Source organism: Tissierellales bacterium (assembly GCA_025210965.1).
Classification (GTDB): domain Bacteria; phylum Bacillota; class Clostridia; order Tissierellales; family JAOAQY01; genus JAOAQY01.
In genome coordinates this window covers 41,601-62,354 of record JAOAQY010000181.1, presented here as the reverse complement: position 1 = coordinate 62,354, position 20,754 = coordinate 41,601, and the positions used below count along the sequence as shown (strand labels likewise).

General features: G+C 29.2%; 21 protein-coding genes. 6 read left to right on the top strand and 15 right to left on the bottom strand.

From position 1 onward, the window contains the following. Positions 1 to 216 precede the first annotated feature (216 nt). From N4A40_12785 to N4A40_12760, 6 genes are all read left to right on the top strand, one after another. Positions 217 to 900 (top strand): hypothetical protein, encoded by a 684-nt coding sequence (locus N4A40_12785; protein ID MCT4662730.1) that lies wholly within the window; start codon positions 217 to 219, stop codon positions 898 to 900. An 11-nt stretch (positions 901 to 911) separates the two neighbouring features. After that, entirely contained in the window at positions 912 to 1,259 is a 348-nt protein-coding gene (locus N4A40_12780; GenBank protein ID MCT4662729.1) for a hypothetical protein, read from the top strand. A gap of 37 nt (positions 1,260 to 1,296) precedes the next feature. Continuing rightward, the gene (locus tag N4A40_12775) at positions 1,297 to 2,217 is read left to right on the top strand and encodes a tyrosine-type recombinase/integrase (protein ID MCT4662728.1); all 921 of its coding nucleotides are present in this window, start codon (positions 1,297 to 1,299) and stop codon (positions 2,215 to 2,217) included. A gap of 13 nt (positions 2,218 to 2,230) precedes the next feature. Next, entirely contained in the window at positions 2,231 to 2,599 is a 369-nt protein-coding gene (locus tag N4A40_12770) for a hypothetical protein (protein MCT4662727.1), read from the top strand. A gap of 11 nt (positions 2,600 to 2,610) precedes the next feature. Next, entirely contained in the window at positions 2,611 to 3,294 is a 684-nt protein-coding gene (locus N4A40_12765; protein MCT4662726.1) for a hypothetical protein, read from the top strand. A gap of 204 nt (positions 3,295 to 3,498) precedes the next feature. Beyond that, entirely contained in the window at positions 3,499 to 4,761 is a 1,263-nt protein-coding gene (locus N4A40_12760; protein ID MCT4662725.1) for a DNA polymerase IV, read from the top strand. 17 nt (positions 4,762 to 4,778) lie between these two features. Here the strand turns inward: N4A40_12760 and N4A40_12755 are convergent, their stop codons facing one another. From N4A40_12755 to N4A40_12685, 15 genes are all read right to left on the bottom strand, one after another. After that, positions 4,779 to 5,129, bottom strand: coding sequence for a helix-turn-helix domain-containing protein (locus N4A40_12755; GenBank protein ID MCT4662724.1), 351 nt, complete (start codon positions 5,127 to 5,129; stop codon positions 4,779 to 4,781). 492 nt (positions 5,130 to 5,621) lie between these two features. Continuing rightward, positions 5,622 to 6,353, bottom strand: coding sequence for a hypothetical protein (locus tag N4A40_12750; protein MCT4662723.1), 732 nt, complete (start codon positions 6,351 to 6,353; stop codon positions 5,622 to 5,624). A gap of 141 nt (positions 6,354 to 6,494) precedes the next feature. Beyond that, complete coding sequence (locus N4A40_12745) at positions 6,495 to 7,163, bottom strand: hypothetical protein (GenBank protein ID MCT4662722.1); 669 nt, start codon at positions 7,161 to 7,163, stop codon at positions 6,495 to 6,497. 38 nt (positions 7,164 to 7,201) lie between these two features. Next, positions 7,202 to 8,833, bottom strand: coding sequence for a hypothetical protein (locus tag N4A40_12740; GenBank protein MCT4662721.1), 1,632 nt, complete (start codon positions 8,831 to 8,833; stop codon positions 7,202 to 7,204). A 19-nt stretch (positions 8,834 to 8,852) separates the two neighbouring features. Beyond that, the gene (locus N4A40_12735; protein ID MCT4662720.1) at positions 8,853 to 9,548 is read right to left on the bottom strand and encodes a hypothetical protein; all 696 of its coding nucleotides are present in this window, start codon (positions 9,546 to 9,548) and stop codon (positions 8,853 to 8,855) included. Positions 9,549 to 9,554: 6 nt separating this feature from the next. Beyond that, on the bottom strand, positions 9,555 to 9,968 hold the full coding sequence (locus N4A40_12730) for a hypothetical protein (protein MCT4662719.1): 414 nt from the start codon (positions 9,966 to 9,968) through the stop codon (positions 9,555 to 9,557). A 78-nt stretch (positions 9,969 to 10,046) separates the two neighbouring features. Next, positions 10,047 to 10,862, bottom strand: a complete 816-nt coding sequence (locus N4A40_12725) for a hypothetical protein (protein MCT4662718.1) — start codon at positions 10,860 to 10,862, stop codon at positions 10,047 to 10,049. Positions 10,863 to 10,929: 67 nt separating this feature from the next. Further along, on the bottom strand, positions 10,930 to 11,994 hold the full coding sequence (locus N4A40_12720) for a hypothetical protein (GenBank protein ID MCT4662717.1): 1,065 nt from the start codon (positions 11,992 to 11,994) through the stop codon (positions 10,930 to 10,932). Next, positions 11,995 to 13,665 carry an NlpC/P60 family protein gene (locus N4A40_12715; GenBank protein ID MCT4662716.1) on the bottom strand — a complete coding sequence of 557 codons (1,671 nt, stop codon included), beginning with the start codon at positions 13,663 to 13,665 and terminating at the stop codon, positions 11,995 to 11,997. It lies immediately after the preceding gene. A gap of 58 nt (positions 13,666 to 13,723) precedes the next feature. Further along, positions 13,724 to 16,663: a hypothetical protein gene (locus N4A40_12710; GenBank protein MCT4662715.1), complete on the bottom strand. Its 2,940-nt coding sequence runs from the start codon at positions 16,661 to 16,663 to the stop codon at positions 13,724 to 13,726. 2 nt (positions 16,664 to 16,665) lie between these two features. Beyond that, positions 16,666 to 18,615, bottom strand: coding sequence for a DUF87 domain-containing protein (locus N4A40_12705; protein MCT4662714.1), 1,950 nt, complete (start codon positions 18,613 to 18,615; stop codon positions 16,666 to 16,668). Continuing rightward, complete coding sequence (locus N4A40_12700) at positions 18,608 to 19,612, bottom strand: hypothetical protein (GenBank protein MCT4662713.1); 1,005 nt, start codon at positions 19,610 to 19,612, stop codon at positions 18,608 to 18,610. Before N4A40_12700 ends, N4A40_12705 begins: the two co-directional genes overlap by 8 nt. Next, complete coding sequence (locus N4A40_12695; GenBank protein MCT4662712.1) at positions 19,613 to 19,930, bottom strand: hypothetical protein; 318 nt, start codon at positions 19,928 to 19,930, stop codon at positions 19,613 to 19,615. A gap of 54 nt (positions 19,931 to 19,984) precedes the next feature. Next, positions 19,985 to 20,368, bottom strand: coding sequence for a hypothetical protein (locus tag N4A40_12690; GenBank protein MCT4662711.1), 384 nt, complete (start codon positions 20,366 to 20,368; stop codon positions 19,985 to 19,987). Then, positions 20,365 to 20,742: a hypothetical protein gene (locus tag N4A40_12685; protein ID MCT4662710.1), complete on the bottom strand. Its 378-nt coding sequence runs from the start codon at positions 20,740 to 20,742 to the stop codon at positions 20,365 to 20,367. The genes N4A40_12690 and N4A40_12685 overlap by 4 nt, the downstream gene beginning before the upstream one ends. Positions 20,743 to 20,754 lie beyond the last annotated feature (12 nt).

The following is a 20,754-nucleotide window of genomic DNA, read 5'->3' as shown; positions in this document are numbered from 1 at the left end:
TTATTCCCACTTAGACACTATTCAAAATGATTTGTATTGGCATATCGGTGGAACATTAATATGGGTTGTCAGTATATTTCTATTTAGAGAATACTCTATACAGGCCTTAATGGTTGACACTCAACTACATAAGGAAAAACTTCGTTACTCAGTGAGAAGAAACACTACAGATGTAAAACATAGAAATAAAAATAACAATTTATAGGAGTGATTTTAATGAAGCAAATAATTACATACTTCGGAAAGCAAGTATGGGCTGAATGTGATAGAAAATGCAATAAGGCCTGGGGCAAATCAAGTAGACCTAAATATCTATTAAACAAAGAGGATCCAGATGAATTTTGTTATGCAACTGATGATGAGTTAGGCCAAGCACCATTAAATCCCGGAACATACGAGAACGGTGAAGCCAAACAATATTTCGGTAGTGAACTTAATACCTGGTGCATAAGAGAATGCGAGCGATGTTCTAAAAGTTCAAGTCTCGAAGAGGATCCGATATTATCTGATTTTAGCAAAAGAATTTATAATAATATAGATAAACACATCATTGAAGGGGAATATGTATTTGCATATTTATATAGAGCCGATGGTATGCATTCACCTATGATAAAGATTAAAAGTGATTATGTTAGTGTGTTTGAGCTAATTAAGCGTACTTCTAATTGTACAAAAGTAATATTTACTGACAGAGGTGACAATTTAGTGATGGAAGTAATTGATGGCCAAATATATCGTTCTCTCTCTGAACAAATATATAATTATTATCAAACTTATATTCCACAAGAGAAGTTTGACTTACAGATACTCCATTGGGGAGTGGAAGATTCAAAAAATAGAAGAGAAATTATGGAGCCATTTTTGATTGAAAACTTCGGAATTGAAAAATTAACTAAATAAAGGAGTTAAGTATGAACACAATTAATAAAAATAGTACAGAAACGTTCTGTTTCGCAGGTTTCGGATTATTTATAATAAATATGGCGATTATCTTACTAATTATACACAACAGTATAGAAATAGTATTAATTGTAATGTCTATAGCATCAAAAGTTCTATATTATATCGAAGCCAGTTATTTGATATTTGGATTGGTGAATATCTTAATGTTGTCTAAGAGACATAAATTAGCTAGTAATGGAAGTGGTGATATAGATATTACAGGTATCACTAACAATAGAAAGGCGATTTCTATAGCAACTTTAGTTGTATTTCTTTCAATGGTAATTTCATATGCTTTATTGTTAGCAAACATTTAATTAGAAAGATAAGCTTTAAATAATGAGGTGATATTTAATGAATTTACCTATTAATAATATTCAGTCTGTTCAAAATGAGTATAGTAATAACGATCAGGCTATTTTGAAGATGTTTTATAGAAACTTAAAATCTGAGAATACCAGGAGGAGTTATAAAACTGCTATATCAACTTTTTTCAATTTCGTAGATAAACCATTAGCAGAAATAACTCTTAATGATATTCAAGATTACCTTGATACTCTAAAAGAATCTAAAAAAACTACACAAAGTCAAAGGATTAGTGCAATTAGTTCTTTGTATTCTTTTTCAATAAAAATCGGTTACCTAAGATACAATCCGTTTCTAGTGGTTAATAAACCTAAGCCCTCTTCTCGCCCGATAGAAAAATTTCTTAGTGAAGAGGAAATTAAAAAGATTTGGGAAGTATTAAAAGAAAAGAAAAGAAATGCTGTCATTGGTTCTCTTCTTATTACTACAGGACTTAGAGTAGCTGAATTATGTAATATTAAAATGAAAGACTTTTTCACTGATGACTATGGAAACATAGGCATTTATATATATGATACTAAAGGTGAGAAAAATAGAGAGATCAAAGTTAGGCCAGATGTATTTGAATACATTTATGAATATGGAGACTCATTAGACCGTAAAATAAGTATTCCTGATATTAAAAACAATGAGTATCTTTTAACGACAAGAACTAATAATAGAGTTACTGAAGACTATATAAGAAAAATTATTAAAAATGCTAGTGCTAAGGCAGGTATTAATAAGAATGTAAGCCCTCACTGGTTTAGACACACATCTGCATCTCTTTCAATTAAGAACGGGTGTGATATTGCAAAGGTTACTGAAAACTTCGGATGGAGTAGTTTAAAAGTAGCAAAGAGATATTTGCATAACATGGATAGGCTTACAAATACATCTGTAGATTATGTCCAAGTTAGCTTGGATTAAAGGGAGTGTTGTAATGTTAGAAATGAAGCGTTTATCAATTGATGAAGTTGATGACTATTTAGAGAAAAGAAATGATATAGAGTACCTTCCTTCTGGAAGAAGTGAAAAGTACGAACAATACTTTTTATTTACTGAGAAAAATGTAGATATTGGTTTTTTAGCAATTGATACAGAAGAGGACAAATTTATAGATAAAATATGTCATTTCGAAATATTTAATGGATTTAGGAGAACTGGTTACGGTACTAAAGCCGTTAAATTAATTATAGAAAATTTTGGTCCCATAATAGAAGCAACCCCTGCTAATACAGAAGCTGAAATTTTTTGGTTACAATGTGGGTTTAAAGAAAGTTCTGGGACATTAAGATACTATATAGTATAAAGGAGGCAATTATGGATCCCATTAACGATAATTTTTCAAACCCCTTAGAGTTTTTTAGATTAAATTTTCCTATGATAATAACTTCATCATATTTTCTTGGAGCAATAACTTTACAATATCCATACTTAAGTGAATTTGGATTTATAAATTATTCAATAGTAAGTTATTTTTTATGTGGCACTATTGTATTAGCAATCACTGGTGCAGTATTTCCACTATTATGTATTCTTGAGATTATGTATTTGCTTCTGTTAAACAAACTGAATCAAAAAATTGAACAAGAAGATAATATAAAAAGTATTCATTATAAGATCTATAAAAACATTATCAACTTAGTTACATGTTTATGCTTAATATACATGCTTTTTTACAGTTTAAATAATGCAAATAACTTGTTACTAAACATTTGCTGTTTCTCTATATCAATTTATTTCATATTGCGGTATTTAGTTTTCAGGAAAAATATCATGTTTTCATGGAAAAATTATATTAATGTAATTATAACCTTAACTCTAACTATAGTTCTCTTTAGAACACCAATCAGATATTACACTGCTAGAACTGTTACTATTGAAGAAAATAATACTAGTAAAATAGTAGAACTAATTTACATCAATAATGATAAAATATGGTATTATGACGGAACACAATATATCTATAGGTTAATGGATTCTGATACAATGATTATTTATTAAGAATTAAAAATTTAATACTGCAGTTGAATTAATGTCTACTTTAATTATTCTAAAAAGAGCTCTTTCATATGGAGCTCTTTTTATTTTTTTGTTCTTTAAGCATCATCTACTAAAACTACAACTTGCTGTTAGTATACATATATATTATAATAAGAACATAAGTTCGCATTAAACTTATAATTCTTACTATACGGAAGTGATTCAATGTCTATTTATTTTTTAGTTGATATTAATAATGCCTATTTATCAATGCATGCAGTTTACCTACTACAACATGGCCATAATATAGATATTAGAAAAATACCTGCAGTAATAGGTGGTCAGGAAAGCTCACGACACGGTATAGTCCTTGCTAAAAGCGATATATCAAAACAATTAGGAGTTAAGACAGGTATGACTCTATGGGAAGCTCGTAATCTATGTCCTGATTTAATTTGCATACCACCAAGGTATGATATTTATATTAAGTCCAGTAGAGCTATGAATGATATTCTTAAATCTTATTGTGCTCATGTAGAGCCATATTCTATAGATGAAAGTTTTCTTTCTTTTGAAGGTCATGGGCTTTTGTACAATGACTATATAGAGTTAGCACACAAAATTAAAGAACACATTTTTGATGAATTAGGCTTTAGTGTTAATATTGGCATATCTTACAACAAGCTACTTGCAAAGGTTTCTAGCGGTTTTAAAAAACCTAATATGGTACACACTCTTCTCGATGAAGAGGAAATAAAAAGAAAGATGTTTCCATTAGATATACGAGAATTACACGGTATTGGTGCATCCACTGAGAAGAAGCTTAGAAGATACGGCATTAATAAAATTCAGGATATTGTCAACTATGGTCCTGAGTTCATGAGAGATATACTTAACTCTTATGGTGTCAAACTTTATAACTATTGTCTTGGTATAGACCATTCAATTATCAATGACCCTAAACATAAAAAAATAGAATCTATAGGGAATAGTTCAACTTCCCGTTTTGATATAACTAACTATCGCGATGCCTATAATTTGATAACATCATTATCAGAAACTATTGGAGCACGGTTAAGAAACAGAAATATGAGAGCCTTTCTAGTTTCATTATCAATTAAAGATTCAGACTTTAAAGTTATTCGAAAACAAATCAAATTGAACCTTTCAATAGCTTCTACTAGTGATATCGTTAAATACGCACGAAAACTGTTTAATGAACTATGGGATAATAAATCACCTATAAGACACATCGAAGTTCGTGTTGCTCAACTAGTTCCACAAGATACTCCAAGACAAATGCTTTTGCTTGAAGAGGATAGTCCTGATGACAAAGGAGAGATTATTGACAAAGTTATTGATGAATTGAGGGACCGATTTGGCTCTAAATGTATTATGCGAGCAAATATTTTAGATTCAGGATTCCATTCAATGACTGGTGGCAATCCTGGAGGAAGTGAAGTACCAAATATGAGAAGTGAGTTATAAATCTTAGAATATATTTTTTAAGGCTCTAGTAAACCGTGTGAATCAAGTTCTGTCTCCATTTCGGCAAGATTTTTTATAAGACTAAATATAAAATCCGCGAGTTCCTTATTCTCAATGTTACTATACAGGTGCTCTATCTCCAATTCATTCATTTCAATTTTTTGATTCTTTTGTAAAAATTGATTTACATTAACTTTTAAAACTTCAGCAACATTATTTAGTTCTGTGTTTTTTATTGCTTTCTTGCCAAGTATAATTTTATTAATGACTCCTACTGAAGTTCCAAGGTCATGAGCTAAATCAAGTCTAGACTTCTTTTGTTCTTTCATATACATTAATATTGTATTTCCAAGTTCCACGTTATTCATCAATCTCTCCTCATTATAATTTGATTGAAACAGAGTAATTTAAATCTATTTATAAGTATATACTGTCTATCCACGTCCTTATTCTTAAACAGTATATCATAAAAAAATAAAATTTATAAAATCCTAAAACTTTCTTATATTTTATCATAATAAGCTGATTTTAGGTTTTTTTATGTGTCTAAATAATACATGATATAAAAAAGCCTATCAAAAACTATAAAAACACTACGTGAGTTTATACATAAAAAATACAGCATTGTATTACTTTTTTTATGAAGTACCTAATATTCAAAGTAAGTTAATTTTTCATTTTTTCAATTTTCACTATACCTTTGTATCCCTATTCCCTTAATCCTTTTCTCAATCTTCTACACTTATCCCATTGCTTAAAATACTTTTGTGCAAATTCCTCACAGGTCATAATATTTACCTGAATATCATTGCAAAATTTTTATACATACATGCTATGATGATTATTTTCAAAGTACTATCCTATAATCTCAAATTAATACTTTCTATAAAATCATCTGTTTTCATACTAACTAATTTATATAATTCATCAAACTTATTAAAGTTACCTATCATCTCTTCATCAGACACTTCTTCTATATTATAGGAATCCTTGATTTTTGAAATTTGTTTATAACATCCATCCATACTTTGAGTTAACAACGACCAAGAATCTATTTCATCTTTCTCACAATATTGCGTAAAAGCTTTTCCAAACAACTGAAGTAATACTAATTCTTTTTTTAAAGAACTATTCATGCTTAATAATCTCAAGGAATCTTGAATCAATACTCCTGAGCTTGTTACATATCTTTCTTTGGCAATCCCTTCTTTTGAATATAATTCTAAGTCTTTTGAAAACGCTCTAATTGTTCTCATATGATTATTTCTCAAATCTTCAATTACAATTTTTAGTTCATCTATAATGACTATCACATTTGCAATACTCTTCATTACATTAGAATAATTTTCTTTCTTTAGTTCTATTTTCTTTTCTTCCTTCTTTTCCTCTTTATTATGATTAATTGTATATCCTACTCCTACTAAGGTACATAAGCCCCCTAGAATCCCTCCAGTATAACTTCCCCAAAAACCTATTAAGTCTGCATTACTTATAGTATCCTTAATAACATTAGAAAACGTATACAGCTTTACATCTAAGGCAATCGGTATAAAAATAGTTAAACCTGCTAACAAAAAAATAGTTCGTTTCATTTTTACTCCTCCTTAAAATATCTTTATTTATGAATCAATTTAGTACTTCTTATCTGACAATACTATACAGATTTACAAAATACATTGTCAAGTAAAATCAAAAAAAATACAACCATAGAATTACTCTATGGTTGTTAAATGTCATTTGCTTTTTTGTACATCTGTCATAAAACTTGCAAGATCATTTGATGAATAATCACATTTTGAGCAATATATTATATATGAACTATCCAAGTAATCTGTATACAAATATAATTTATTGTCACAATTAGGACAGTCATGCATATCCATACCCTGTTTTATTATTCCTATCGTTTCTTCAAATGATTTGTTTTTTTCTCTAAGCTCTTCTGCTTCTTTTTTTGTAATGAAATAAGTAATATTCTTTTTGCACATGTTACACTCACATTGAAATGAACTATACTTCAAATTATATTTGATCACATAGCTATCTGATTCATAACAAAAGGGACAAATAGAAGTTTTATCCCTATACTCAATATCAAAAATTAAATTTTTCAACCTCTTGCTAGGGATTCCTGTTAACTCTGTAAGTTCTTTAGAAGAGAAATCTAGTGACCATACCATCTTTAGAAACAAAGAATACTGCTCAGAGATATTATTCTTTAATACTGTATAAATAGAACCCACAATATAATACTTATCTTTTAGGTACTTTAGGCTGATACCTGGATCTTCCCAAAATTCATTAACTAAGTTAAAGATATCTATACTATCATACTCTTCAACAGAATTTTTTAGTTCTATAAATTTGTATTTCTTAATATAATCAAATATTTTTTCTTCCATTATTATTATCCTTTTAATTATTTAAAACACTATTATCTCTATTTCCTGAACGACAATAAGTTCTTAAGTTTTCCTTTGCTAAATATTCCACTTTTTTTAGCACTGCTTGTGTCGGGATATATATGTAAACAAATTTCATTTACTTGTTCCCTTACTTCTGCAGGTATACTAATTTTTTCACCAACATACATATAAGATGAAATTAGGTCCTGATACATTTCGTAATCAAAATTAACTTTAAAATGTGTTTTCGATATATTGATTTTATTTTCTTCAGTATCATTTTCAACATACTGAATAGGATTCATTATACTCTCTAATATATCTTTAGGACCAATTTTACCTTTAATATACTTATTAGTAATCAAAAACGTTCTCATCGGATTTACTCCACTATCAATAAAATCACGAAGTTTTTTCTTAGTTTGCTTAATATTGAGTACATTCAAGTCATGTACCAAATAAATTGAGTTTAAACCATAGCTTAACCAATTTGAATCTATTTTATCATTTAATGATAAGTCAGAATCAACTATTATTATATCATTATCATATCTTATTTTCTCAATAGCTTGGAATAAATCAACATCAGGATCAATTAACCAATTGCTATTACTATTTGAGCTATCTATAATAGAATATTCACTGGTATATAAAGTATAATATTCATTTACTTTTATTGGAGTTATATTCCCTTCGGTTAGATTCTTTAAAGAATTTTTCTGATCTTCAGTAATATCTCTATTACCCCAACACTTCATGTAATATAGAGTATTGTTCATCGATAAATCAATAACAGCAACTTTTTTCTTTTTTTCAGAAAAAAGTCTAGCTACAAAATCAACTATAGTAGTTGTTCCATTTCCCCTGTCGCCAACAAAAGCGACTATTTTATTATAATCCGAAGGGATACGATTTATATATTCCTTCTCTATTTTAGTTATAGTTTTTACTTTCTCAACGACTTCTCTTTCTTTATGTGAATTATTTTCAACATATTCATCATTCAGGATTCTTATCCTATTTTGATATTTTTCAAAATGATCGTTTCCTGATTTTGATAATTTCTCTATTACATCATCTGTTAACAATGAAACTAAAAAAGTTATTTGTTTATCATCGTATGTTCTTACCACTTCATCAAATACAACTGTGCAGTCCTTATTATCATTCTTCAAATTCCTAATAATGCTTTCTACCTGCTCATCAGGTATTAATGACATATCTATGTCAAAATTTGCAGTACCCATGTCATCAATATCTAAATAATGCTTAGCATCCAGTTTCCCTCTTGGGTTAGTAATTAAATTTACTACACTTGTCGGAGTTGTACTTTCTACATATAGAATATTGTAAATTCCTAAAGTATATAAGCCTCGTACATAATTAGTATCCTCATCTTTTCTTGCTACTACTATAATATTTAACTTTGGATATTTATCAGTTATTCTATCAAATATAAATAATGGCATCTGCCTATCTTCTAAATGATCATTTACAACTAGTACATCAAATTTCTCTTCAGCTAATTTTCTTTCTATGCCATTATAATCATATTCACGACTGTATTCAAACCCACAGTCATCAATTGTTTCCTTATACTTGCTTAAAATTCTCTCTTCATTAGATTTTTTTTCACTTTGACTTAAAGCAAATAAAATATTTATCATATTCCTACTACACTCCATTCTACAAGATAAAATTAACAACAGGTGGTAGTAGCCATAGAACTAGTAACATAATTATAGCTACTCTTTTATAAAATTGCCCTGCTACTTTTCTAGGTATATTATTTAATCCTAAAATACTATTCAGAACTCCTAATATAAATAGTACCGAACATATGGCTATACTATTATTCCTTAAGAATAAAATGAATCTGTACATTCCTATATAGAAAGAATCAATTGAACCTGCATTAGGGGTATTCTGATAATAAATTATAAATATTGGTACATTCATAAAAACTATAAATACCACAGTTAAAATAACAGAACCAATAATGTAAGCCTTTCTCCTACTAAGACTTTTTGAACCAATTGTTCCTGCTAGGAATATGTTAGTGATTAAAATAAACATATAGAAAGGCACTGCATATTTTCTAAACGACAGTGCCAATCTAAAAAGTCCTTCGACAGCATTTTTTTTAATATCTGTAAAGCTATTAATTTTTTCAGTACTTCTACTTGTACTTGATAGTATAGCATTAACAACTGCATCTATATCTTCATCTGACACTCCTTCAATTTTACTTTCCTTAATCTTATTTCTTATTTCTATATTCTGATTGCTAATCTTATCCTCTATGCTATTGATAGATTCCTCAGCAAATGTATTCATTGTTAAAAGTAACATTATCATAACTATGAGTAGTATTTTTTTCATTCCTTATTACCCCTTAATTACTAATATAGTTTCACTTTTTATATATTCTATTGGCATTTGATAAATAGCGTTTTCGCTTTTAATTATCAATATTTCACCGTAACCTTCAGCTTCTGAAGTTACTGAACCAATAAAGTTTCCTGATACGAAACCATATTTATAACTTTCACAGCTTATTCGATCACCTAATTTACAGGACTGAGAATTACACATTATATTTGTCTTATTAACATTAAACTTTTCCGCTAGTTTCTTTAGAAGCAAATTATTCTGAGCTTCTTCAAAACTAATATCTAACGACTGCATTTCTTCAATTATTTTATTTCTTTGAGCAGAATTTATTTTCAATTTTGGTACTACCTCTTTAACAATAAATATTGTTCCAGTTAGAAATAAGCTTGTTAGTACAATTTTCAACATGAATTCACCCTCTTTAATTTTATTCCTATTCAACTACATATTATCATATTTTATACTATGCGACAACAATATATATGTTTAGTTTATGAGATTGAATTCTATCAATTCGTCATCTAAAGTTTTAAATCCAATGATATCAAGATTATTCTTAGTATTAAATTCTACTATCAGAAGTTTAGATTGACCTTGCAAAACAGTATACTCTTCACCAAAATCAGTTTTTTGCATATTTAATATTTTGTGAGTTACATTTTGTTTATTAAACGAGCCATAAATTGAATCTGGTGTACCTTTTAAAATAAGTGGTTTATAACTATTATTCGTTATTAAAATTTTATATGCTACAAGATCTCCTATATGATACCTTTCTATGATATTAAGTTTTATACTTTGACATTCAATCTCCATATCAACTATTACCTTTTCACTTAGTCCATTCAGAGTGATAAAGTACTTTCCATCATTCTGATTCTTTATTATAGATAAACGTTCTGGAGTATAACTATTATTTCCATTCATATTTATCCTTGTAATGACGTACTTGTCTAGTCCTTTTTCATCAATACTAGATATTACATAATCTTTTCTGCTTTTTCTTGAATATAGTTTTTTAAATAACTCAAACGACATTCCAAATGTATCAGTATAATCTTTATCTAACATTTCATACGCTTTCTCATACTGACCTGAATAAATATAAGAATCGTAGTTGTGAAGTATTCCAATTAATAATTTTAATCTTCTATCTTTATCACTAACAATTTTTATTTTTCTTATCACTTTATTTACTAATAGGTTATCTCCCTCTAGGCCTAATTCTTCTGCCTCTGCATAATAACTCTCTTCAATTTTTAATTCATTACTATTTTCTTTTTCTAGTTGCTTTAGTTCCATTTGATTGAGCTTAGCAAAAATTAATAATATGAGAATCAGCGGTAAGATTAAAATTATGATTTTCCTTTTATGGGATATCATCTATGTTCTCACCTCCTGGTGAATAATATAAATATAGCTTAGTCTCATCAATAAACTTCTCTTTAACTATTTTAAAATTTAACACTACTGTTTCTGAATTCTCCATTTCTATAACCAAAGGAATTATTATAGTATTTCCTAAGCTCAAGATACCTTTATTACTTATTTTACAGTACTTGATATTTTCTACTTTAGAAATATCCTTTGTAAATTCATTAAATGTTGAAAATCTGAAAATACCATATACATCTAGAAATATATCTTGATTTAAAGAAAAGTATTCTTCTAATTTATTATCATACTTAATAATATCGTTATTAATCGTTTCTATTAAAGATACTGACAATTTTAAGTTATTAGATATTTTTTCTATGTCATCGATGGTAATATCATATCTCCAAAAAAACACATCTAAACCGGTTATATAAATTTCCTCAGCCGAAGAATCCTTTAAGGCAAATTTCTCCGAGTCTATGTCAGCGTTTAAGGTTACTTTGTTGTTTGTGTCAATTAGAAGATTTATATCTCTAATATCCTCAGAATATTCATCTGCAGATATATTAGTCTCAAAATCTAAATTGTAATCAAACATATTAACACTAATAAATACTTTCTCATTTAAAACCTCAAAAGCATTTATGTGAAACCCTCTAGGAGTATCAAAGGAAAATTCTTTTTCGAATTTTTCTATGGTATAGTCCATTCTTTCACAAAAACTTTTATTTATCATTCTATATGCATTAATATAGTCATTAGTATTGATATATTCAACAAACTGATTTATTATTATTTGGGCATCAGAATACTTTTCTAGATTATTACCGTATCTTTTTTCAGTTTCTGTTTTATATATCTTATCTATTTTTTTCCCGTACAACTCTGCTAATTCATCACTATCTGTTGTTTCTGAAATATTGACTTCTAGATTCTCAATTTCTCTTTCTTCGGATATTTTTTCTAAATCTAAATAATCACCAAAAGTATACATTATGATAAAAATCAGAAATAAGATTATTGACAAAACTAATAGCGTTTTCTTTAATTTTTCCATTTACTGATTTACACTCCCTACTACATTATCATCTTTGAAATTTACATACACTCTCCTAAAATACTTAAAGTTAGTAGATTTATTACCCTTATAAGATGTACCATCATTGTATGAAATTAAAACTCTTCCGGCTCGATGGGTAGAATCCTTAAAATGACGTCCCCCACAATGTATAAAAACATTCTTACCATTAACCTTCCCGGCATATATCCCCACATGATTATAACCTTTATTACCTAAATTAAGGAATCCTAGATCTCCTATTTTTAGTTCGCTCTCCGTTATTGGATAAGTATTTGCTACCTGAGAGGATGTACCTCCACCTTTAGCAAGAACTGTACCAAGCATTTGATAATATACCCAATCTACGAAACCGCTACAGTCCATACCATATGGTAAAACTTTATTAGTTGCCCAATTTGCCTTAGCTGATACAACTTTTGGTTTTCCCCATTCAGGATTTGCTCCTTTTTTAGGATATTTACCTCCCCAAAAATAGTATAAATCCAATAGAGACATCGCTGTATCAAGTAAATCTGCTCTAGTCCAATCTCCTTGAATAATAGGTATGTTAGGGTTAAAAGGAGTACCTTGTATTCCACCATTTTCTATACCTATTATAGCTATCGTGTTTATTAAGTCCTCAACCAGATATTGAGTATCTGGCATAGCATTTACTACTGAAGAAAGTAGGCCTATATCTACTACAGTTGCTTTATTTTCTTCAAAAACACCTGTTATTCTATCAATCCTAGGTTCTTGTTCAACAGATTTAGCTATATCCATGACTATTTTTTGTTTTTTTCTATAATACGAATAATATGTATCCGTATGAGTTTCATAATCACCTGGTCCAATTTTTACTCTATGCCTATAAGTTCTACTGGTAACGTTATACGGTTCGCTCCAGTCCTCATCTTTTGTAACTACATCTTCATCGTATGAAAAAGTATAGTCATTAAAAACACCTTCTACTTTCTTTAAATATGGAAGGGGGTATCTTTTTTCAGTGTGTGTAATTGTAATTGTTTCATCTTCGTCACCATCACATACTCTTTTTACATAATGATATTCTGAATTTGTAACATCCTTAGAGTATGAATCATATCCCCATTCATATTTAGGACTCATATAATCTTCTACTTGATTAATTATATTGTCATTATCAATAATAATATCTATACCTGCAATCAATTTCCATTGCAGTCTGTATGGATATGATGCATTATATAATTTTAGCTCGTAATCTTCTTCCCAAGTATCTATATCTCTATCTCCATCATCTATTACAGTCTCTTTAACTTCAATTTTAATTTTTTTGTTTGATTCTATACTTTTCTTTTCAGAATCAATATAATCAGGAATTTTTCTAGGATTTATTGTACTTCCACTTGCCATAATTTCTTCTATTTCTTCATCTGTTAAGTTTTTGGACCATTCTTGCATTTTCTCTATATCACTGACTAAAGATGAACTAAAAGTATTACTAAACCAAGTGAATATACTACTAGACCCCCCTATAATTAATGAAACTACAATTATGCCCCCAATAATAGGTAGTGCGTTTACACCTAAAAAAGCTAGTAATTTTCCTAATATTTTTTTTAGTATTACATTTTTGATTAATTGTTTTGTCTCTTCACTAGCAATATTTTTTAATCTTTTACTCATACTAATACCTCATGATAGAAATCTTTGGGAAGCTCATTATAGCTTCCCAAAGATTTTATTATTGAATATCGTTTATACTAGAATTATATTTGTTAGTATTATTGAATTGTGCAATCAAATTCTTTATATCATTTTTTTCACTTATAATTTTAGATATTTCAAATTCGACTGCTTTTTCTAACTCATAGCTTGAGAATGACTGCTTATTTTGAATTGCATAAGCATTATGCAAATCTATATCAGTCATACCTCTAGTTCCATTAAGTAGTATCCCTCCTGTTGAATCAGACTGGAGATGATACACTTGGCCATTCATTTCCATTCCTTTATTAATATAACTTTCAGGAATAGGTGCATTGCCAAGGAAATTATTATTACTTACATCGTATACTCCATATTCACCAGTCATTGATGAACTATCTAATGATACTGTAACCATCATTTGTGAATTCGGCTCTATTTTCTCTACTATTCGTTCTCCAAATCTTTGTTGTGGTTCGGTGAAATATTGAGTATTTGAAGGTGCTTTATTATAAAATCCATTTCCTTCTAATGCATACTTCACCTGATCTTCCAATATTTTTCCATTTTCAATTTTTACAGGGGCCATTTCAAGTTGATTTCCTGATAAAGTTTGTTTCCCTGGACCATAACCTATTGCTTGTCTATCTCCGTTATTTGATAAACTGAAATAAGTTGTTCCTGTGGCACTTGCTAATGAATATCCTGAACCACTTAATCCCATCAACTGATTTGGATCCATATTTGTATCCCAATTCGTTACCATGGATAAATTTTCTGAACTTTTACTTGCCATACTCAGTAGTTCAGAATCCATATTGAAATACATATCAGTACCTTCAAATGGTTTCTGAGCTCCATTTACTACTAAGTTATCCAAACCTAAATTATTTCTCATATTACTCATATTCTGTATTTCTTTCGTCTGTAAACTATTAAATTGAGTGTCCCTTATTTTACCAAAATTTTTAGACAGATTTTTATTATAATATGGACTATTTGAATCTAATAGTCCACCACTTGTTAATTCCGCGAATAGATTAGAAGCTTCAAGGGAACCTGTCTTTAATCCTTCTTTGTCTATAACCATATTTGCAGTATCAAATATAGATGAAGAAAGTTCTGCTTGGGCGAAATCATTTGCATTTCTCATTAACTGATCTTTTCTACTATCACTTAGAGCTAATTCACCATTATTGAAAGTTACTTTCCTTGTGGAAGGTTTACTTACGGTAGAGTCACCTTTTCCTACACGTAATATTTTTTTACCTTCATTTGTGTTCTTATATAAGACTGATTGATTTTTGTCTATATATAGTTCTGCATCTTTAACACCTTGAATTTCTTCAGATGACAAATTATTATTTGATAATAAAGAGTAACTAAGATTACCTAAATTAGGCATCCCGAAGTTATCAAATATTTTCTCTGCCATTCTTGCTCTTTGTTCTTTTTCTTTATACTTAGTATTCTGTAATACTGGTGACGTAATCCCCAGCTTCTTATCTTTTTCTGACTGATGTGATTGTGATAATTTAACTAAATCATAGGTTCCTTTTGAAGTAGAAATCGCACTTGATGTTATAGAGCCCACTTTATCACCAATTTGACTACCTAAGTATCCGGCTCCGGCTCCCATCATAATTGCTGTTGATGGGTTTCCAAAAGCCATTGCTCCTGCAGTAGTACCTAAACCAAAGGTTACTCCGGTGTATGTCGAAGCTAATCCCCTTAGTGTATTCTTTCTTGCAGTGTTTAATCTATTCTTAACATCAGCTTCAGTGATAACTTTCCCTCTATTATTTATTGTAGAAAGTTGACCCGTTTTAGGATCTATACTGCCAGACTCTCTTAATTGTTTATAATCACCTAATGCTCCAACACCTTGAGATAATCCTTCTTTAAAGTTTGACACTCCTCTTTTTAAGCCTTGGACACCCATCGTTCCTACTCTATACGCTCCATAAAGCATACCTATACCTGCCATAGCTTTTGCACCACCAACTCTTCCTTCAAGTCCCAAAAATCCTTTTAAAGTAGATGTAAATGGTATTACAAAGGCGAATGCTGTCATTACATACATCGCTTGAGAAAATGACATTTCTTGCCCAGTTACACTTGAAGAAGAAAAATATGCAATTGATATTGCTACAGTCATACATATAGAATGTATAGTCTGGGTAAAGATATTACTATTGATCTCTTGGAACCACATTGCAACAGCACCCCTTTTAAAAGGATGTATTACTGAGATGATTGGAAAGCACACAAATAAAAACGAAATGGATATATCTCTAATAAAGTAATAAAACACCATCCATACGTTTATAAATACTGCCATCAAATATGTTACTGCATGTACCGTTGTTCCAGTATCAAAGGCTTGTTTTTTCATATAATTTAATATTAAGCCTTGTTTCAATAACTCTTGATCTCCATTAATAATTCCTACAACTGCTGAATACATAATTTTTACCAAAGAATTATTAACTAAAATTATTACATCTAATATACTAGGCATACATGTCAGTAATAAAAAGACAAATAGTAATTTTGTTCCAAAATCTTTCATTTGAGCCTTTCTGATTGGATTATCACCTGCTCTTTGCAAGAAAAAAGTAAATAACAATCCTATTGGAATCATGAAAACTTCAGTTATATCATTAAATAATAAATATAACGAAGCCAATGTTTTTGTAATGCTATCAGCAGGACCTTTATTCATAGTAAGAACGCTTCCCTGATTATATACTACAGAATCTATTCTATTTACTAATCCGGATTCAAAAAACACAGCATCTAAAATTGTTGCAAATTGTCTTAAAAAAAAGGATAACACCGTATCTAGTACTGTAGTTGTAGCATCCATTATTATACCTGCATGAGTTGAATCCATGAAAAGCAGAATCAGTATTCCTAAAGTTATAAAGTACTTCTTACTCAAAATAAATTTTCTTACTTTATTATCTTTATGCATTACTATGCACCTACCCTCTTGTTTATCTTGTTTTGATTTGTTTCGATAAACTCCCACTCAAAATCAGGTATCTCTACTTTCAATTTAATACTGTTACTACTAACTTTTAGTAAACCCTCTCCTCGTATACAGTTTTTCAAATATTGTGCCTCACTATTTTTTAACTTAAATACTTTTGCAATATTTTCCAGAGATGTATCATCTGGAGGTAAAAATAGTTTTGTAGCAGAGTTTTCAATAATTGGTTTTGTATCCTCAGTGTAAAATGTATCAAACTGCTGAGTAACCACTACAAAACTAGTATTTTTCTTTCTTGCTCTTCTAAATCCTTTTACTAAAAACTTGACCGAATCTTCATAAGGTGCTAATCTCCATGCCTCATCAATTATCATTCTGATTTTATGCCCCTTATTATTTTTTTTAATAACTTGCTCCCATAAAAATTCACAAATTATATGCTGTGCAATTGGAAGCTCAGTTTCTTCATTTAATTCGCTTACATCAAAGTTTACAAATGGAATATCCTTAGTTATTTTAACTGTGCTTTGTCCATCAAAGCATGTGAATGTACCATTTTCTTCTTTACTAAATTTCTTTAATATTAAAAGTAAGTAATCATAATATGGTGTAAATGTATCTGTGACATTACTTTTTGAATGACTTTTTAACTCACGATAAAAATCTGAAAAGGTTGGCATTTGCTTCTTTATTTTACCTAGAGATAATCCTTCTTCAGAACTATCTACATCTTCATATAAAGACTCCACTTTGTCAGTTATATGTAAAGGTCTGTAAACCTCTACAACGGCATTTCTTATTAATTCTCTTGATGTGTCATCATAGAATTTATTTTTCCCAGATTGTCCTTTAGCCATTGTCATTATCATTCCAGTTACACTATCTATTTTCTTTTGCAACAGGACTTTCTTTTCTATAACTTTCGTTATTTTATTCTCAATTTCATCTGCTTCAATATCGAAAAAATTGATAATAGTCTCCGTATCATATGCTATTCTTATTATCTCTCCTCCTAGTTGAAGGCATGTGTGATTATATTCAGGTTCAACATCTATAGAAAAGTTTTGAATAACATCAAGAGTTGCACTTCTTGATGATAATGCCTTCATAAAAGAAGATTTTCCACCACCAGATTCTGCAAAAATAACAAAGTTATAGTTTGATAATTCTTCTGAAAAATTATTGTAAATTACAGGTAAACCATTATCTTTATTAACTCCAATTGGTACTCCACCGATGTGATTGAGATTTCCAGATGTAAAAGGAAAAATACAAGCTAATGAACGTTTATCAAAAATATGATTTTCTGTAAATTTATTGATCATTAACGGTTTATTACTCCTGAATACATCTTCTTGTGAAAATACAGCTGATCTAATACCTATATCAGTTTGCCCCATGATGCTCTTTAATTGGTCAGCATTATTATTTAATCCACGTAATGTTTTATCATAAATCGTGGAAAGTATAGTAACATTATATAATTTATTAAGACCATCCCTTATTTCTGCTCTCAGTCTACTTGCTTCATTAGTCTTACTTGCCATATCATCGGTACGGTTACTTCCTTCTGAAGTGAGTACCTCAGTTTCGAAGTTTGTTCTAGCTTTAGATAGTTCTCTCTTGGCTGTCTCTGTATCTATTGGATCTATTGAAATACTAGTTTCTATGTTTCCAAAACTGTATAGTTCATGAAGAAATGAAGCAAACAGTACTGATTCCGGCAAAAATCCTACATATAGATTTTTCATATAATATTGATCACCCATAATAGCATATCGAGGGTCAGTCTCAAAATCTATAGTATCAGAAGACAATAAATCTTTTAGCTTCCTTTGATTTTCTTCTAATATTGATTTAGAATTTTCTTCTACTTTAAGCTTCTCTTCCTTAGCATGATTGAAAATTTTTCTTTTTTTACGAAGTTTAATCAAGAATTAATCCTCCTTCCTTAATTTCGCCTTTCTTTTCATTTAATCCATCTTCTAACTTTTGTAACTCATCTACTCTTCTTTTAAGTGCTTTAACTTCTACTGCTTCTGAAGAAGTATATAAATGACTGAAATTATTAGCAATTGCTTTTTTGTATTTGTAAACTTCACTGTCACCTCTATTATAAGTTCTATAATAGAGCTCCCCTATTTCATGCCCAGTTAACACCTTTGAATTTAGACCACATCTATGAAGAGAACCAATAATTGACTCCGCTTTATTGCTTAAATCATAGAATGCATTAACTAAAATTTCTTCATCTGTAAGATTTTCTTTATATTGCGATGCATTATGATAATACGGAAAGCATATATAATACTTTTTATCAAGAATATTTTCATTTTCACACTTACTTAAAATATAATTATTAAGTTTTATCCCATACTCATATTGACTTCTCAACTTATCTAATTTATCTTTTACTTCTTCAATTTTTTTAGTATTATCTTTCTTACTTATTAACATATTCAATTTAGATTGTTCATGCATAATTGATTTTTCAATTCTTTTTAAATTTTCAGTATATTGTACTGCAAAATTATCGATTTCAATTTTTCTACTCTGTACTACAATTTTTATTTTATAATCTAAACCATTTAAAAGTGTCTGAAAACCACTTTCTAATGATTCTCTGTCACTAACATCTGTTAAATTATAATTAATACCATCTACTGATACTATTCCAAGATATACATTCCTTACATCCTCTATCACAACACCAATGGGATTGTCTGTGCTAAACGTTTTTATCATATCAAAATCAATCATCTTATCTAGACCATCAAAATTTCTTTGCTTAGATTTTGCTTTATTTTGTTTTTCGTTAGTTTTATTCGAAAGTCTATTTTGTTTTCTTAACAAAATAACTAAAAATACAATCCCATACAGTACAGCAATAAGCATCACAACTATTTTAATTTTATTTATCATCTCAAGCATTTATCTTCTTCCTTTTATATACGTTTTTTTACTATAATTATATCTAATCCTTCTTAATAGATATTTGTCCAAATCCATTCCTCCGGCCTCAAATCTATACTTCGGATATTGAAAGTTAGCTAGAATATACGCTAAAATGTTTAGTGGGAGTCCTAGTACAGGAAATAACCACCATAATGAAAAAGCTTTACTTACAAGAGAACATACTAGAGTCATACATCCGCAGTATATTAAAGATTTTTTATTGAAATGAAGATTCAATTGCTTAATGCTAAACAATCTTTCCTCTCCACCCATTTTAGTTGGTATCGGATACATTAAAATTCCTCCTTAATAGAAAATTGGATATAGTAAAAACTATATCCATTAGACTTAATTAAATAAACTTATGTTCGTAGTTAAGAATGTAAACATTTTAAAATAACTACCTAAGAACAATATTCCTAGTACAACAAATACGACTTGTGTCCTGACAACAGCTTTCTTCTGGGGATTTTCTCCTGCTCCTGCAATAGCTAAAGCAAGGAATGGTCCTCTAATCATAATAAATACAGTTACTATTATTACTATAAGATCAACAGCTCCTCTTCCCAAACCATAAACAGTACTCTTCAAATTGTCATTCTTATCTAATGTGTCATCAGCATTCATTACTTTCTCTACTGTTTCACTTATGTTTGTAGCATATGACGTCTGCAAACTACAAATCCCCGTAAATAGCATAAAAATCATTGTTAATATTATTAAACGTTTCATTTTGCCCCCCTAATTATTTTCTTTACTTTTATTTTATTTTTTTTCTTGCTTATCTGTATAAAAACAAATTTTCCAGTAATCGCATATGTATTATTCATATCTATTTCTATTATCGCAGATTCATCTCTGACGATTGCCACATTACCGCAACTTGATTCAACATATACTTTTACTAGTTTATTATTAATTGTCTCAGCTTTTAAGAGATCCGCAAGTGTTATAACACGTTTCTTATACTTGTCTTTTGCTGAAGAAATAATCACTCTCTTTTTACGATATAATTTAACGGGTCTCTTAATATTGTCCTCCTTTCTAAAACCATTTTTTTTACTATCCTCAATAGAATAGGATAATTTATTGTAAAGAATATTCATTTCATCAACTCC

Excerpts from the sequence above, each read along its gene's own strand:
- N4A40_12700 (MCT4662713.1), bottom strand. The coding sequence starts at position 19,612 with ATGCTTGAGATGATAAATAAAATTAAAATAGTTGTGATGCTTATTGCT.
- N4A40_12685 (MCT4662710.1), bottom strand. The coding sequence starts at position 20,742 with ATGAATATTCTTTACAATAAATTATCCTATTCTATTGAGGATAGTAAA.
- N4A40_12785 (MCT4662730.1), top strand. The coding sequence starts at position 217 with ATGAAGCAAATAATTACATACTTCGGAAAGCAAGTATGGGCTGAATGT.
- N4A40_12775 (MCT4662728.1), top strand. The coding sequence starts at position 1,297 with ATGAATTTACCTATTAATAATATTCAGTCTGTTCAAAATGAGTATAGT.
- N4A40_12720 (MCT4662717.1), bottom strand. The coding sequence starts at position 11,994 with ATGGAAAAATTAAAGAAAACGCTATTAGTTTTGTCAATAATCTTATTT.
- N4A40_12750 (MCT4662723.1), bottom strand. The coding sequence starts at position 6,353 with ATGAAACGAACTATTTTTTTGTTAGCAGGTTTAACTATTTTTATACCG.
- N4A40_12695 (MCT4662712.1), bottom strand. The coding sequence starts at position 19,930 with ATGTATCCGATACCAACTAAAATGGGTGGAGAGGAAAGATTGTTTAGC.
- N4A40_12745 (MCT4662722.1), bottom strand. The coding sequence starts at position 7,163 with ATGGAAGAAAAAATATTTGATTATATTAAGAAATACAAATTTATAGAA.
- N4A40_12710 (MCT4662715.1), bottom strand. The coding sequence starts at position 16,663 with ATGCATAAAGATAATAAAGTAAGAAAATTTATTTTGAGTAAGAAGTAC.
- N4A40_12765 (MCT4662726.1), top strand. The coding sequence starts at position 2,611 with ATGGATCCCATTAACGATAATTTTTCAAACCCCTTAGAGTTTTTTAGA.
- N4A40_12760 (MCT4662725.1), top strand. The coding sequence starts at position 3,499 with ATGTCTATTTATTTTTTAGTTGATATTAATAATGCCTATTTATCAATG.
- N4A40_12725 (MCT4662718.1), bottom strand. The coding sequence starts at position 10,862 with ATGGAACTAAAGCAACTAGAAAAAGAAAATAGTAATGAATTAAAAATT.
- N4A40_12715 (MCT4662716.1), bottom strand. The coding sequence starts at position 13,665 with ATGAGTAAAAGATTAAAAAATATTGCTAGTGAAGAGACAAAACAATTA.
- N4A40_12690 (MCT4662711.1), bottom strand. The coding sequence starts at position 20,368 with ATGAAACGTTTAATAATATTAACAATGATTTTTATGCTATTTACGGGG.
- N4A40_12770 (MCT4662727.1), top strand. The coding sequence starts at position 2,231 with ATGTTAGAAATGAAGCGTTTATCAATTGATGAAGTTGATGACTATTTA.
- N4A40_12780 (MCT4662729.1), top strand. The coding sequence starts at position 912 with ATGAACACAATTAATAAAAATAGTACAGAAACGTTCTGTTTCGCAGGT.
- N4A40_12755 (MCT4662724.1), bottom strand. The coding sequence starts at position 5,129 with ATGAATAACGTGGAACTTGGAAATACAATATTAATGTATATGAAAGAA.
- N4A40_12740 (MCT4662721.1), bottom strand. The coding sequence starts at position 8,833 with ATGATAAATATTTTATTTGCTTTAAGTCAAAGTGAAAAAAAATCTAAT.
- N4A40_12735 (MCT4662720.1), bottom strand. The coding sequence starts at position 9,548 with ATGAAAAAAATACTACTCATAGTTATGATAATGTTACTTTTAACAATG.
- N4A40_12730 (MCT4662719.1), bottom strand. The coding sequence starts at position 9,968 with ATGTTGAAAATTGTACTAACAAGCTTATTTCTAACTGGAACAATATTT.